Here is a 14,920-nt window from a genome sequence, read left to right as displayed (position 1 = left end):
GGTAAGCTTTGCAGAAGGTGTAGGAGTCATTGCGATGCTTATACGAAAAGATCAGGACTTAAACGAAATTCAAACTAAAATCTTCGATATCATCGTCGGTATTGAAGAAACAGAGCGACAAGCTCAACAAAAAAAAGCCAGCGAAAAAAGCTTATCCGTTAGACGCGCCATCGAAGAACGCAAACAACGAAAAGAACTCGAATATCAAATTAACGACGAACGTTGGTTTGATGACCTAGGATTTGACGAGCGCTAACCTCACATAGACACGCTATAAAAAAGCCCGCAACATGAGTGCAGGCTTTTTTAAGCGCTTGCGCTTGAGATTTAGATCTCCGGGTAGAGAACATCTAACGGTACTGACCGGCCACTGTCGACCACCATCGCGGCATGCTTACGTTTTAGCTTGCGCGGCTCTGGCACGCCACAGGAGTGCGCGATCATCTCCAACTCTTTAACCATATTATTATGATAGTGAGTCACTCGCACCGCTTTATCTTCGGGCACTAAGCCCCGCTGCAGATCTTTATTATGGGTGGTGATCCCTGTCGGGCAGGTATTTTTATTACACTGTAATGCTTGAATACAACCGAGGGCAAACATAAAGCCTCGGGCACTGACACAGAAATCCGCGCCCATACATAGGGCCGCGGCCACATCTGTCGGGTTAATACACTTACCTGACGCGATCACTCGCACACGTTCACGCAAGCCATACTTAACCAATTTATCCACCAAAATTGGCAGACTCTCTCGTAATGGCAGACCAACACTGTCCATCAACGGCATCGGTGCCGCACCGGTGCCACCATCACTGCTATCGAGAGTGATAAAATCCGGCGCTTGCTCCAGCCCCCGGGCAACCACCCGCTGACAAAACTCATCCAACCAATCAGTCGACCCTAGCACTAACTTAAAGCCGACCGGTTTACCGGTGACTTCGCGAATATGGCTCACCATATCCAGCAGGTCATCGGCGGAATCAACCTCGACATGACGGTTCGGGCTGATCGAAGCGACCCCTTCGGGTATGCCGCGAATAGCACCGATTTCAGCCGTGACTTTGGCCCCCGGTAGCATTCCGCCTTTACCGGGTTTAGCGCCTTGGCTGAGCTTAATCTCAAACATCCGCACCTGCTTATAGGCGGCCTTCTCTCTGAGCTTTTCGTCGCTCAAAAAGCCTTTATCATCACGCATACCATATTTAGCGGTACCAATCTGACAGACGATGTCACAGCCTCCTTCGAGGTGGTAAGGCGACAAGCCTCCTTCGCCGGTGTTCATCCAGCAGCCGGCTTCCCGCGCGCCATTCGAAAGCGCCTGAATCGCAGGCTTAGAAATCGCCCCAAAGCTCATCCCGGAAATATTAAAGAAGGACTTGGCATCGTATGGTTCGCGACAAAAAGGCCCGATCTGCAATGGCTGGTTCTTGACGGCATCCTCTTCCAAGGTCGGAAATGGACAGTTAAGAAAGTAGTACGTTCCGGGAGTGCGCAAATCACGACTAGAACCAAAGGCGATGGTGTTATCAATATTCTTCGCCGCCCGGTAACACCAGCTGCGCTGCGCCCGATTAAATGGCATCTCTTCGCGATCCATCGCAAAGAAATACTGCCGAAAGAACTCGCCTAGATGTTCAAATACATAACGGAAACGGCCAAACAGCGGATAGTTTCGGCGGATGGTCTGCTTCGTCTGATTTTTATCAATCTGATAAATAACCAGCCCTGTAATCAGCCCTCCAACGACAATCAACAGCAGGATGCCGCCCAGAATTGCTACGAAATTAATCGCAAAGCTACTGACGGGATCAATCATGTTTGCACTCCTTGTTAGTCTCTGTCGGCATACCGAGATGCCACCGCGCCAATCCTATCCTGTTCCGCCGGCATTGCCTATGGCAGCAACGGGCATTTTCTAATGCGAACAAACGCTTGGCGCTGCCAACATCCTTACTTTATCCACATTATGTGCATGGTTTTAGCGCTTTTGCACCTTACCATCAAGATAAAGCAGTACAGCAACAGCACCCAATGCGAACAACAACCCGGTGTAACACTTAATAGACGTCCTGATCATCCGTTGGATAACCATTATGAGCCTTCAATCAACCCTACTCGGCAAGCCTAGCCAACGGCTACCCTTAAAATTGAGCCGTCAGCGTCGGCTAGCCTTAGGCTACCTTTGCTTAATGTCCCTGCCATTTTTAGCCACCTTCAGCCTGAATATGGCGCAGCAAGGGATCTATGCGACCACACTGATGGTCATCAATATGTTGGCGATGATGGCCTTTTATCTGCAATTTCCGTTAGCCAGCCGCCTAAAGCAAATAACCCTGTTTACAAATATTGACTGGAACATCTCGCGGCATAAACAGGTCGGCCAATGGCTGGGCATTATTTTTCTGCTGCATCCAATACTGATTCTGGCGCCCCGCTTTAGCCTGTCTTTCGCTGATGGCATGCACAGCCTTATTTCCGTTGTCACTGCGCCCGCCATGCTAACCGGCATTATTGCTTGGGTCGGTCTGCTTATCTGGATACTGACCGCAATCTGTAAAGATAGCCTGCAGATGCGTTACGAAACTTGGCGTTTTACCCATATGTTAGGTTTTGTGGCCATCGCCATACTCGCCACACTGCATGTAACAACCATCGGCAGTCATGGTCAGTTTCAGGCAAGTTTTAAACTTATTTGGTGGGTGCTCTGTGGTCTATCGGTGGTGATGGTATTGCACAACTATTTTATTAAACCCTTAGCACTGCGGGCTCAGCCTTTTAAACTACTTGATGTCACTCAGCTTAGCCGTACCGATTGGCAGGTCACCATCGAGAAAAAAGGTGCGGCAGATTTTAGCTTTTCCCCGGGTCAATTTGTTTGGTTAAACACCAGCCAGCACAGTGGCGGCGTCAATGAGCATCCATTTTCGATTGCTTCATGTCAGGCAGATCTACCGAAAGTCTCCTTTATTATTCGTAATTTAGGTGACTACACCTCAAAACTGAATACCCTCAAGGTGGGCCAAGATGTCTATGTCGATGGCCCTTACGGCAGCATTAGTTTGGCAGAATCAGCTAACGCAAAAGCGATCGTATTAATCGCAGGCGGTGCGGGTATCGGTCCCATGTTAAGCCTGTTACGCGGTTTAGCCCAAGCAAACGATCCGCGACCGATTCGATTAATCTACGGCAATAACCGCCCGGATCAAATGGTGCTACAGAACGAGATCAAACGCTTAGAACAAACCATGCCTAACTTCAAACAACAGTTAGCTTGTGCCACAACAACAGGTGACGGTGATCTCTACCAAGGCTTTATCGATCAGGCCTGTATTGAACAAGTCATCAATATCGCAGTGCCGCGCGACTGGGGCGTCTATTTATGCGGGCCAAAACCGATGATTACCGCGGTCAATAAGAGCCTCAAGGCATTACAGATACCCCGCGCCAATATCCATTACGAGCAGCTGTCGTTTTAACCATAGGTTTAGGAGCGCACCAATATGCCCATTAGTGAAATAGCAGGCTGCATAGGCTGTAAGACCTGTGTTCAGACCTGTCCAACCGACGTTATACAGCTCGATCATGAACAGCAAAAGGCTTACATCGCTTACCCTGAAGATTGTCAGATCTGTCATTTATGCCGCCTTTACTGCCCGGTCGATGCGATTAGCATTACACCGGAAAAATCGATCCCTGTCGTTGTTTCTTGGAGGTAACCCCGTGTCAGATACGACTCAACTTAGCCGCCGAGCATTTATCGGTATCGCCGGCACGACGCTTGGTGCTGCAGCTTTCGCGGGTAATATACCCAGCATGCCACCGCTGGAACCTCCCACCAGAAATCAGCCCAACATTGATGCCGACAGCTTTACAGAAGAGCAACTAGAAACCGATGTGTTAGTCATTGGCAGCGGTATTGCTGGGCTCTTTGCGGCGGTTAAAGCCCATGATGCCGGTGCCCGAGTGTTAATGGTTTCAAAAGGCCGTTTAGGTAGCTCAGGACTCACTCCTTTCGGTAAAGGCGTTTTTAGTTATGATAAAGATAACGCCACCATGACGCCGGATGAATACCTCGCTAAAGTAGCTGATTCAGCGATTGGTACCAATAATCCGGTCTTTACTCGTCAGCTTTTAGAACATTCAGCCGACCGGGTCGCCGAGCTAAAAGAGTGGGGCTTCTTCGACTCACCGCTATGTTTTGAAAGTTTTTCCAAACCCATGCGTGAACGCCAGATTCCAACCATGGAACGCATCATGATGACCCACCTGCACAAACAGCAGGGCCGGGTTGTTGGTGCATCCGGGTTTAGTCTGGATGAAAATAAGATTTTCACTTTTTCCGCCAAGACCATCGTGCTCTGCACCGGTTCTGGCGGCTTTAAGGCCAACGGTTTCCCTTTATGTGATCTCACCCATGATGGCACTATTATGGCTTACAACATTGGCGCGAGGATCACTGGGAAGGAGTGGAATGATGGTCACCCCGCCTCGGCTAAAAACTCAGGCTCTTCTTATGATAATTGGCATGGGCAGATAGAAGAGTTACCCAGCACCACTTCAGAACAGGTTAATCACCACCTAGGCGTCGATATGAACTACAGCGCCCATGTTAATGGTGGGCCGGTGAGTATGGGGCCTGGGAATAAATCAGAAGAAAAAACAACGAATGTTCCTGCAGGCCCATACGTACCCGAAGCCTTCCGCCAAGCAGGTCCGCCGCCTGAAGCGCCAAAAACCAGAGGCCTGTCAGCCCTATTCGGTAGTGATAAACCCAAGGGCCCGCCCGGCATGGGGAGTGAATCGGTAGGTGGCTCAACAGCAGGGATGGCGATTCACAAATCTGAAGGTCTCGTGCCGATCGATGCAACTGGCTTAAGCTCTATTCCCGGTTTATGGGCGGCAGGCGATGCCTTAGGCTCCTATATGTCCGGCGGTATCTATACGCAAATCGGTAGTTCGATGGCAGGCTCGGCTATCCAAGGGGCAATCGCGGGTGAAGCGGCGGCGAAGGCCAGTCAGCCGATGACACGGGTCTCAATACCGGCAGACAAAATAGCGCAAACCAAAACCGAGATTCTCGCACCGTTAAAACGCGACAGTGGTTATAGCCCAGCATGGGTAACTCAAGTGCTACAAAGCGTGATGATTCCTAACTTTGTGTTGTACATTAAAAAAGAGCGCATGATGCAGGCAGCGCTGGCTTATATTGAAGAACTGAAAGAACATCACGGCCCAATGCTGATGGCCGCTGACCGACATCATCTACGCCTTGCCCATGAAACCATGAATATGATCATCACGGCGGAGATGAAGCTGAAAGCATCACTCATGCGCACCGAAAGCCGCTGTAGCCATTACCGGCTGGACTATCCTGAAATTGATAACGAGCATTGGCAAGCTTGGATCAATCTTTATAAAGACGATAAAGGTGAAATGCAGCTGGAAAAACAACACTTTGATAAATGGCCTGAATTTGCCTAATTCAGGCTAGTCATTGCTAACGGGGTTTAACGCAGACTATCAAATACATCCTCGATAAGTATTTCTATCTGCTGCTGATCCTTGTTGGCACTGCTATAAACCCGTAAGCCCATCAATTGCACTTGCAGGTAACGAGCCATACTCTCAGGGGTTTTCAAACGACTAACTTCGCCCTGAACTTGAGCCTCTCGCAATAGCGCGGCTAAAGCCGCTTCAACGCTCTGCAGCAACTGTTTTGCCTCGAGCAGCAATTCAGCGTTATCACTGGACAGCTCCGAGATCGTTTTCGCCAACATACACATGCCGCTTGGGGCCGAGATATTACACCCGGTGACTGCATCCCGAACAAAGCGTTTCAAGCCCTCCAAGGGTGAGGAGGACGCCGCAACGCACTCTTGCAGTCGCTGTCGGCTCATCTGTGCATAGTGGTGCAGAGTATCCTTAAACAAACCTTCTTTACTGCCGAAGCAGGCGTAAATGCTGCCCGGCCGCATATCGATCGCTTGCTGGATATTACGCATAGACGTGGCATGAAAACCTTTTGCCCAAAACAGATCAGTCGCTTTTTCGATAGCGTCCTGACGATCATATTTTAAGTTTGTCACCGGGGTTACGACCTCTGTTGAGTATGTTGTCGATTATAACCTGAGCGGTCGTTCAAAACAATCTGAGCGATCGTTCATGGCCAGCGCGCCGTACTCGCAAATGCAACCAACTGATCAACTTCATCGAGATTATCGGACTCTCCCCACTCAAAACCAACGGTCCTTAGCTCCGCGACATCACTCAAGGGCCGTTTAACAATACCGGGGGAGCTATAGTGCTCAGGGATTAGCGCTACACCCACCCCCTCTTCCACCAGCTTTAGCGCCCGATCATCCTGATTGGTCACATAAGCAATACTCAAGCGTACACCACTGGCTTTAATCAGTTGTTGAAAAATCCGCCGATACTCACAATGAGAGCGTGCAATAAAGGGTTCATTCTCTAAATCGGCGAAGCTAATCGAAGGTGATTGGCTCAGGTGATGGTCACTCGCCATCGCTACCCGGTAAGGCTCGGAAAACAAAGCCGTCGAATACTTAAATATTGGCCGACTATCAGGCCGCTCCTGTAACAATGTCAGCGCCATATCGATACGCCCAGCCTGCGCTAACTGCTCCATCTCGACATCGGTAGCATCAAACACCGTCAATCGTAAATTGGGGTTTTGCCGGCGGTATTGTTCGATTAAACGGGCAACATGGCTGATCGATAAGGTATTCACCACACCTAATCGCAACATCCGTTGCACATCATGGTGTTTTAACTCATCTTTCGCCCGGGCACACTCCTCGACAATGCGCTTCGCCCGTTTCAACAATACATGGCCCGCCGGTGTTAACACCACATTGCGCTTATTTCGGGTAAATAACTTCAACCCCAACTCTGCTTCTAACTTTGAAATCGAAGCGGATAGCGCCGGTTGAGACACAAAAGCCCGTTTTGCCCCACGAGTAAAACTCTCTAACTCGGCTACCGCAAGAAAACAGCGCAGCTGTTGCAGCCCCATAACATAACCTCTAATTATGATAACTATAGATATAATCGATTTTATTTATCATACGAGAACGACTAGGCTTTTACTATCCCATCATCACACTCATCAGAGGCTAACGATGACCACAACCGACAGACCTATCGCACTGATTGTGGGTGCCGGCGATCATTTAGGGTCAGCAATTGCCCGACGCTTTGCCCGAGAAGGCTTTCACCTAGTCGTGACCCGTCGTCGAGGTGATCTAAACCCTTTACTCGCCGAGCTTGAGGCTCTGGGTAGTAGCGCCACCGCATTCCATTCCGATGCCCGCGACGAGCAACAGGTTATCGCGCTCGTCGAGCAAATAGAGTCTGAACTCGGTCCAATTCGGGTTGCCGTGTTTAATGTTGGCGGTAATGTGCGTTATGGAATTACCGAAACTAGCAGCCGTATCTATCGCAAAGTGTGGGAGATGTGCGCCTTTGCCGGTTTTCTTTTCGGCCGTGAACTGGCGAAAAAAATGCTGCTCCACCAACAGGGTACGATTCTATTCACCGGCGCATCCGCCAGCGTTCGTGGTAACAGTGGTTTTGCGGCCTTTGCCGGAGGCAAACATGCACTGCGCGCCCTCGCACAGAGTATGGCCAGAGAACTGGGGCCTCAGGGGATCCATGTCGCCCATATCATTATCGACGGCCTGATAAAAAATCCAGCCACGGCGCAATACTTGCCGGACCTCTATGCCAGTAAAGGCGATGACGGCATCATCCAACCAGATGATTTAGCAGAAATATACTGGCAACTACACAACCAACCACCTAGCGCTTGGACTTTCGAACAGGATGCTCGTCCGTTCGCTGAATCCTGGTAAGCACACTAAACTAAAAAGGTAGACAACATGACTAAAACCATCGATTTTTATTATGACTATATCAGCGTAGCCTCCTACCTTGCTTGGAGCCAGCTTGAAGGACTCTGTGAACGCACCGGCGCCCAGGTTAATTACAAGCCCATCCTCTTAGGCGGCGTCTTTAAAACCAGCGAGAATATCAGCCCAATCACTATCCCCGCTAAGTGGGCTTGGGTGAAAAAAGATATGCAACGCTATGCCGATCATTATCAGGTGCCCTATCAACTCAATCCTCATTTCCCGTTCAGCACCGTGAATGCAATGCGCGGTGCCTTCTGGGCGCTCGCCAATAACGCTATTGAAGCGTACAACCAGGCGATGTTTACCGCCGCCTGGGTGGAAGGTAAAGATTTATCCTCTAAGGAGGTGCTAGCAGAGGTATTAAGCAGCGCCGGTTTTGATGCCTCCGTCGTCATGGCAGCGATTGCCGAACCGACATGCAAAACAGCCTTAATCGACGCCACTAGCGCAGCAACCGATCGCGGCGTCTTTGGCGCACCCAGCCTATATGTTGAAGATGAGCTGTTTTTCGGCCAAGACCGGCTCGAATGGGTCGAAAAAGCCCTCTCTTAATCGCACCACTAAACAGCGCCATTATCCCTAAGGAAGTATCATGAGCACCCAAACACAACGTATCAAAGTACTCTGTGCCGGCATCCTCGGCCTGATACTGACCATGGGGATAGGCCGCTTCTCATTTACTCCGCTGCTCCCTCTCATGCAGGAACAAGCCGGGCTTGGAATAGCGGCTGGTGGCTGGTTAGCGGCGGTCAATTACTTGGGGTATCTATGTGGCGCCCTCGTCACCGCAATGATCAGCAACTTAGTGTTAAGGGATCGCCTCTACCGCATCAGCTTAGTGGTCGCCTTAATCACAACGGCGGGTATGGGCTTAACTGAAAATATCTGGCTCTGGGCGCTATTTAGGTTTATTGCCGGATTAAGTTGCGCTGGTGGCATACTGCTCAGTGCCGGACTGATCCTCAACTGGTTAATGCGCCACAATCATCGTAGCGAGCTCGGCATCCAGTTTTGCGGCGTCGGTCTAGGCATCGTTCTCTGCTCAATCGCGGTCGAACTGATGCATCCCTACTTCGACTGGAGCCAACAGTGGCTCCTGCTAACACTGATCGGCACACTGGTCATCATACCCGCATGGCTTTGGTTACCTCCTGCGGACCAAACCACGCAAACCAATAGTGGCCAAGCACTGGTCGATACACCACCTAGTCAATCATTTATGCGCTTATTTCAGATCGCCTACTTTTGTGCCGGTGTTGGCTATGTGATCAGCGCGACCTTTATCGTCGCCATTATCAATCGCTTACCCGGTCTAGAAGGTCAAGGAACCGGGGCTTTCCTTGTCATAGGGCTAGCGGCGACCCCCAGCGCCATCGCCTGGGATATGCTGGCACGGCGGATCGGCATATTAAATGCGCTGGTCTGCGCCAGCATACTTCAAGTCATTGGTATATTGCTGCCCGTCATCGAAGCCAACTTACTCTTCACCATGATTGGTGCAGTGCTGTTTGGTGGCACCTTTGTCGGCATGGTCTGTCTCGTACTCACCATGGCCGGGCGCTATTACCCCACCCAACCGGCAAAAATGATGGGCAAGATGACGCTATCCTTCGGTAGTGCACAGATCATCGCCCCCGCAATGGCCGGCATCTTAGCGGAGCAAAGTGGAGACTATACCCACGCGGTGTATTTAGCGGCACTGATTATGGCATTTGGCAGCCTACTTTTATGGATGCTCAAGGCACAAGACCCCATGCAGCAGCCACAACTCAAAGTAGTTAGCTAAGATATAGAAGGAGAGAATGCAGGTTTTAGTCGGATGCGTTAACCACGGTTATACCAATCCGACGGACGAAAAGATCGACTGCATTTTCTTTTGCCCCGCTGAAAATGAAAACTGATCCTGTGCGACTATTTTCTGGTTTGCTGAGATACGCTGCCACAGGGGCTCGTCATGATATAACCGAATAATTTCATCGCACCACTCTTCGGCCGTTTCAGCCAATAGCGTGGTTATATTATGCGTTAAACCTATTCCCTCGGCAGCCACGGAAGATAAGACCGTTGGCAAGCCATAAGCTAAAGACTCTAACACTTTACCTTTAATGCCTGCTCCGGATAGTAGTGGCGCGACAAAAATTCGATGCTGGTGATATAGATCATCGAGATTCTCAACAAAACCAATCAACCGAACATTAGCGCACGCCAACGGCTCAAAACCTTCTGGCATATGACTGCCATACACATAAAAAACTATATCTGGGGCTTTTTTTGCTAACAAGGGTATGACTTTTTCGACAAAGAAAGTAACGGCTTCAACATTAGGGGTATGCCGATAGCCGCCAAGAAACGCGATCCCTTGCCTGCTTGCAAAAGGTAAGCCTTCACTTTTCTCTTCTAACACCCAAGGGCAGGTATGTATTTTTTGAGACTCTAAAAGGTGGGAAGTAATTACCGCATGCTCGGTATCATTATAAGACAGTATGGCATCTACTTTATCCATGACCGCTAATTCAGCATCCCGAGTTAACATTGCTTGCTGAATCTTTTGTGGGTCACTCAGGTTCAATGCTTCACGCAGCTCACGCAAAAAGTGTAGATCTGCATTATTAAAGATGACCGGTAGTAAGGCGTTGATTCGTTTAATCAGCGGTAGAACCTGCTCTGCCACACTATATCGAGTAATATAAACAGCACAGATATCATCCACATAATGATGGAGAACAGCCTCGAAGGTAGTGAAGAATGGACGGTAAACAACCTCCACCCCTAAACGCTGCAAAGACGATGCTTTATCATTGTAAGAGGCCGTCTTAGCAACAGCAAAGATCACCTCATAGCCTAATGACTGAATCAGCTTTATCTCTTGAACCGCAGCATAAGAGCCAGCATCTTCGTTGACTGAAGGCAGTGCATGATCAATCAATAAAACTCTTTTTTTTTTCTCCTCCTGCTTAGAGCCCATAACAGATTTTGTTTTATCTAACGGTGCAATTGATATCACCTTCGACTGAGGAATATAAGCAATATTTAAGCCCCTACTCCTCGTCGAGGATAAGCTATTAACATCCAATGATGTCAATGCACTAGTCTCATTGGACGAACAATCCGCATCAGCTAAAAGAGATGACCTCACACACCAAACGGACGCGACGTTACTGCTCATTTTACGGCGAAAACTGACCGCAGGATGGGAAAAACTAACCCGCTGTTCGGTACTCCAATATTGACCATTGATATCCAAAAAAGAGGCCGGTATTAATACATCACCAGTGGCTGAAATAGTCTGAACCGTCGTCACATCAGGCGAACTTGTTGGCTGCTCAAAAGGCTCGATTAACTCATTAAGCCAAGAAGAAAGAGCTTCTACTGGTTGGTTCACTATCACTGAATACTTACCACGCGCCAGACAGCCGAGGCGCGAATATAACGCACCAAATGACTTAAAATCTGTCACGCACAGGTAACTGCACTCAACCTGATGGCACGCCAAGCGATCAACGAGCACTGTTTTCTGCTTTGCAGTCGTAACAAAAACAAACTCGAATGCACATTCGCTGTATGAAAATATCATTGACGCAAGGGAGTGAAGAATACGGTCAACACTTGAACCGTCGGCAGCAACAATAAAGACACTCACGTCAATATTTGCCTGACGGGAATGGCTCAAACAAATATCAGCAACTTCACCGAGCAAGAAACGATATGCCGATAAAGCGCTATTTAAACGATTTTTGTCGGTGCTATTTTTACAGTGTAAATATAATGCTTCATGCCGCATTCGCTCGAGAAAAGAAGACGCCGATGAGTCGACGTGGGAAACGGATGGTACATGAGGTTCTATTAATGGTTCTAACCGTTTCGCCCGCCAAACCGGTGCAGGAAAGCCGGCAAGCTCTATAGAAAAACTGTCATTAAAGCCGTCAAGGACCCCTAAAGGAGCGGATAGCTGTATTGAATTGCTACCTTTACATAAAGTAACAGTCATTAGTGCAATACAGGAATCACCATAGCGAAGAGACAGTTGCGTTTCAGGGATGTCCTGTTCACAACTGACGCGGTATTCAAAGCAGTGTGCATGCAGTGAGATAAACTCAAAAGTGACCAGGCCCCCTTGAGTAACCTGATACTCAGCACCACTCACCGGCTGATGGTTTTTATCTAATAACCGAATTAACTTACCGCTTACTTGATCATAAGTAAGTTCCAGGTCAATCGAAAAACCATGCTTACCACTCTCAAAGCCCTGATCAATAAGATCTGCACGATGGCAGTGTGCTATCGCATCGGTGACAATCTGGCCATCAACTTCAACAAAAAAAGGCTGTGGCTGTAACGGAGAAGAGGAGTCTAATACCCAACCCGATAAGATGCCCGATGTGAAATCATCGATAGCCCCTGTTATTGTTGCTTGGTGTTCCTGAGGAGAAGGCACAGGCAATATCCATATAGCGGCTGATCAAGCCCGTTATTTTGCAGGAAAGTGTTTAATCAGCACTTGCTCAATCGTTTTAACTCTCACCGAGAGCTCTGCAATACTCTGCATCGCAACCTGCAGCTGCCCACTAACAGCGAAATCATCATTTTCAGCAGCATGATTAATCGCAATAACGTCCTGTTTTAACTTAACCAGTGTTGCGTCAACATTATGAGTGAAGTCGGTGATTTCATCAGCAAACTTGGCTTTATGTAACGCTTCAGCAATGACATCAGGGTCTGCTGACAAGCTAAAGGGTTCAACTTTCGCTTTCTCCCCATCGATAAAGAGCCTGCACTCACACTCGGCACTTGGAAACTTATCTAAACGAGGAATAAGCGAGAAAGCATAATGGCCATCGCCGATGTTGGCATCTAAAAGGTCCTGACGAAAATCACCCGCCAAACCAGAAGCCACCACCACATCACCACAACGTGCCTCAACCTTTGCCCGGTAGTTCTGCTCACCTTCTTTAAACACCCAGCCTCGAATCTCGTCAACCGAAGCCTCATCGAGACTGACTTGATAACGCTCTAATCCGCTAAAAGCTACCTCTAAAGGAACCCCCTTGTGAACGCAATGGCCATCAATATACAGATCAACACTCGTCACCGATGACGAAACAGCGGATAAGTTAGGTACAATAGAAAAACCATACTGCCCAGAGCCAAAGCCCGCTTGAAGAAGGTCTTCTCGAAAGGTATTAGCTTCCGCCGTCCATAAAACAGTCTTTCCGGAACGCACTTCAATCGCAGGTGTATGGTTCTCACTGCCTACTTTAAATGCCCAACCAGAAATAAGATCGGGACTGACCATATCAAAGTGGTAACGGTAACCTTCAAGTACATCTCGATTGTTGACTATTTTCTTTGCGAATTTCTTTAACATAACAGTTCCGGTCTATCCCTACCTTAAATCACTCTATAGGCACTATAATATCAATAAAAGAAGAGCTTTAATAAAACTCTCTATAGTTTTACTCTTTATTTATCCAAGTACCATTTGCTGTGCACATGTACTTTATCACTCTGCAGCATCTCATCCTGAGCAAACCAAGCATACTGATTATGCTGCTGTTGCGGCAAAAAATCGATAACAAGATCTAAGTGTAACCTGTAACCTAGTACCACATAATGAGTCGATATCGCGTCATCAAACACACAATCATCGTAAAAATGCTCAAATGGGCCTAAAAAATCGGCTTGCTGACGCGCTAGCTCAATACCCAGCTCTTCTTGGCACAGCCGGTGAAACGCACAGTCTAGGGTTTCATTCTTCAGGACGCGTCCACCAGGAACGAACCAAAACCCCTGAGCAGGCTTGTTATTACGTAACCCAAGAAGCACCTCGCCAGCCGCATTTTCCACAACTAAATCGATAGAAATTAACGGGGTAGATTCAATAATAGTCGTAAAAGTTGCTTGATCTAAATACATAACACGCCTAAGTAAACGAATACATGAGCTAGCGAGAAAACAACTAGCCGCGGAAGTTATCTTGATTATCTAAAAACCATTGATAGGCATCTGTTAAGCCATCTTCAAGGTTATAGCTATACTTCCAACCTAGGGATGCCAGACGATCAACATTCATCAGTTTACGTGGAGCACCATCAGGTTTAGTGGCGTCAAAGGTAATAGCACCACTAAAACCGGTAACCTTGGCAACGGTTTCAACCAACTCACGAATAGTACAGTCAACACCTGTTCCCACATTGATATGACTCAACATCGGCTCAGTATTCGCATCGTAGGTCGTTTTATCCAGCTCCATCACATGAATAGACGCCGCCGCCATATCATCGACATGCAAAAACTCTCGCATTGGCTTACCACTACCCCATGCAACCACTTCGCTATCACCACGCAATTTAGCTTCATGAAAACGGCGCAATAAAGCAGGAATAACATGGGAGTTTTCGGGGTGGAAATTATCTTGTGGACCATACAAATTAGTCGGCATCACACTACGATAATCAACACCATACTGACGGTTGTAGGATTCACACAACTTAATACCGGCAATTTTAGCAATAGCATAGGGTTCATTGGTTTCTTCCAAGGTGCCCGTTAGTAACGCTGTCTCGCGCATCGGTTGCTCAGCTAATTTAGGATAAATACAGCTCGACCCTAAAAACAGCAATTTCTTAACCCCAGCCTGATACGCGGAGTTAATAATATTGCACTCCATCATCAGGTTTTCATAAATAAACTCGGCAGGATAAGTGTTATTCGCATGGATACCACCCACCTTAGCCGCAGCAAGGTACACCTGATCGATACTCTCCTCGGAAAAAAACGCTGCGACATCGGCCTGAGAGGTTAAATCAAGCTCAGAACGCGTACGAGTAACCACTGTTACATCACCGCGGGCTTGTAACTGTCGAACAATGGCAGAACCGACCATACCACGATGGCCAGCGACAAATATTTTCTTCATAAAAACCTCTAAAAACGCTTATTACAGCAAAGAGTTGCACTACAACAGAATGCAAAAAAGCACATAACCTA

14 protein-coding genes are annotated in these 14,920 nt (G+C 48.2%); 7 read left to right on the top strand and 7 right to left on the bottom strand.

From position 1 onward, the window contains the following. Window positions 1-34 precede the first annotated feature (34 nt). Window positions 35-256, top strand: a complete 222-nt coding sequence (locus tag ACN0T0_RS10695; RefSeq protein WP_417225889.1) for a PA3496 family putative envelope integrity protein — start codon at window positions 35-37, stop codon at window positions 254-256. 71 nt (window positions 257-327) lie between these two features. Here the strand turns inward: ACN0T0_RS10695 and ACN0T0_RS10690 are convergent, their stop codons facing one another. Next, window positions 328-1,818, bottom strand: coding sequence for an FMN-binding glutamate synthase family protein (locus ACN0T0_RS10690; RefSeq protein WP_417225887.1), 1,491 nt, complete (start codon window positions 1,816-1,818; stop codon window positions 328-330). A gap of 277 nt (window positions 1,819-2,095) precedes the next feature. On the opposite strand from ACN0T0_RS10690, the gene ACN0T0_RS10685 reads away from it, so the two are divergent. From ACN0T0_RS10685 to ACN0T0_RS10675, 3 genes are read left to right on the top strand one after another with little or no spacing between them, the layout of a single operon-like run. After that, window positions 2,096-3,478, top strand: coding sequence for a ferric reductase-like transmembrane domain-containing protein (locus ACN0T0_RS10685; RefSeq protein ID WP_417225885.1), 1,383 nt, complete (start codon window positions 2,096-2,098; stop codon window positions 3,476-3,478). Between the two features lie 24 nt (window positions 3,479-3,502). Beyond that, complete coding sequence (locus ACN0T0_RS10680) at window positions 3,503-3,718, top strand: 4Fe-4S dicluster domain-containing protein (RefSeq protein ID WP_417225883.1); 216 nt, start codon at window positions 3,503-3,505, stop codon at window positions 3,716-3,718. Window positions 3,719-3,722: 4 nt separating this feature from the next. Next, the gene (locus tag ACN0T0_RS10675) at window positions 3,723-5,483 is read left to right on the top strand and encodes an FAD-binding protein (RefSeq protein ID WP_417225881.1); all 1,761 of its coding nucleotides are present in this window, start codon (window positions 3,723-3,725) and stop codon (window positions 5,481-5,483) included. A 26-nt stretch (window positions 5,484-5,509) separates the two neighbouring features. Here the strand turns inward: ACN0T0_RS10675 and ACN0T0_RS10670 are convergent, their stop codons facing one another. Next, window positions 5,510-6,088, bottom strand: coding sequence for a TetR/AcrR family transcriptional regulator (locus ACN0T0_RS10670; RefSeq protein ID WP_417225879.1), 579 nt, complete (start codon window positions 6,086-6,088; stop codon window positions 5,510-5,512). Between the two features lie 74 nt (window positions 6,089-6,162). After that, window positions 6,163-7,035 (bottom strand): LysR family transcriptional regulator, encoded by an 873-nt coding sequence (locus tag ACN0T0_RS10665; RefSeq protein WP_417225877.1) that lies wholly within the window; start codon window positions 7,033-7,035, stop codon window positions 6,163-6,165. 106 nt (window positions 7,036-7,141) lie between these two features. Here ACN0T0_RS10665 and ACN0T0_RS10660 point away from each other — a divergent pair, with 106 nt between their 5' ends. From ACN0T0_RS10660 to ACN0T0_RS10650, 3 genes are read left to right on the top strand one after another with little or no spacing between them, the layout of a single operon-like run. Continuing rightward, window positions 7,142-7,873, top strand: coding sequence for an SDR family oxidoreductase (locus ACN0T0_RS10660; RefSeq protein WP_417225875.1), 732 nt, complete (start codon window positions 7,142-7,144; stop codon window positions 7,871-7,873). A gap of 27 nt (window positions 7,874-7,900) precedes the next feature. After that, window positions 7,901-8,485: a 2-hydroxychromene-2-carboxylate isomerase gene (locus tag ACN0T0_RS10655; protein ID WP_417225873.1), complete on the top strand. Its 585-nt coding sequence runs from the start codon at window positions 7,901-7,903 to the stop codon at window positions 8,483-8,485. 40 nt (window positions 8,486-8,525) lie between these two features. Next, window positions 8,526-9,719 (top strand): YbfB/YjiJ family MFS transporter, encoded by a 1,194-nt coding sequence (locus ACN0T0_RS10650; RefSeq protein WP_417225871.1) that lies wholly within the window; start codon window positions 8,526-8,528, stop codon window positions 9,717-9,719. Between the two features lie 48 nt (window positions 9,720-9,767). On the opposite strand, the gene ACN0T0_RS10645 is transcribed toward ACN0T0_RS10650, so the two are convergent. The 4 genes from ACN0T0_RS10645 to fcl all read right to left on the bottom strand — a co-directional run bounded on the left by ACN0T0_RS10645 (window position 9,768) and on the right by fcl (window position 14,849). Next, on the bottom strand, window positions 9,768-12,077 hold the full coding sequence (locus ACN0T0_RS10645; protein ID WP_417225870.1) for a glycosyltransferase: 2,310 nt from the start codon (window positions 12,075-12,077) through the stop codon (window positions 9,768-9,770). A gap of 324 nt (window positions 12,078-12,401) precedes the next feature. After that, a complete protein-coding gene (locus ACN0T0_RS10640; RefSeq protein WP_417225868.1) occupies window positions 12,402-13,298 on the bottom strand; it encodes a hypothetical protein in 897 nt (298 codons plus the stop codon). A 95-nt stretch (window positions 13,299-13,393) separates the two neighbouring features. Next, entirely contained in the window at window positions 13,394-13,846 is a 453-nt protein-coding gene (locus tag ACN0T0_RS10635; protein ID WP_417225866.1) for a GDP-mannose mannosyl hydrolase, read from the bottom strand. Between the two features lie 43 nt (window positions 13,847-13,889). Further along, window positions 13,890-14,849, bottom strand: coding sequence for a GDP-L-fucose synthase (fcl, locus tag ACN0T0_RS10630; RefSeq protein WP_417225864.1), 960 nt, complete (start codon window positions 14,847-14,849; stop codon window positions 13,890-13,892). Window positions 14,850-14,920 lie beyond the last annotated feature (71 nt).

This window comes from Amphritea sp., from assembly GCF_048266285.1.
Lineage (GTDB): Bacteria > Pseudomonadota > Gammaproteobacteria > Pseudomonadales > Balneatricaceae > Amphritea.
This window is presented reverse-complemented; position numbering and strand designations above follow the sequence as displayed.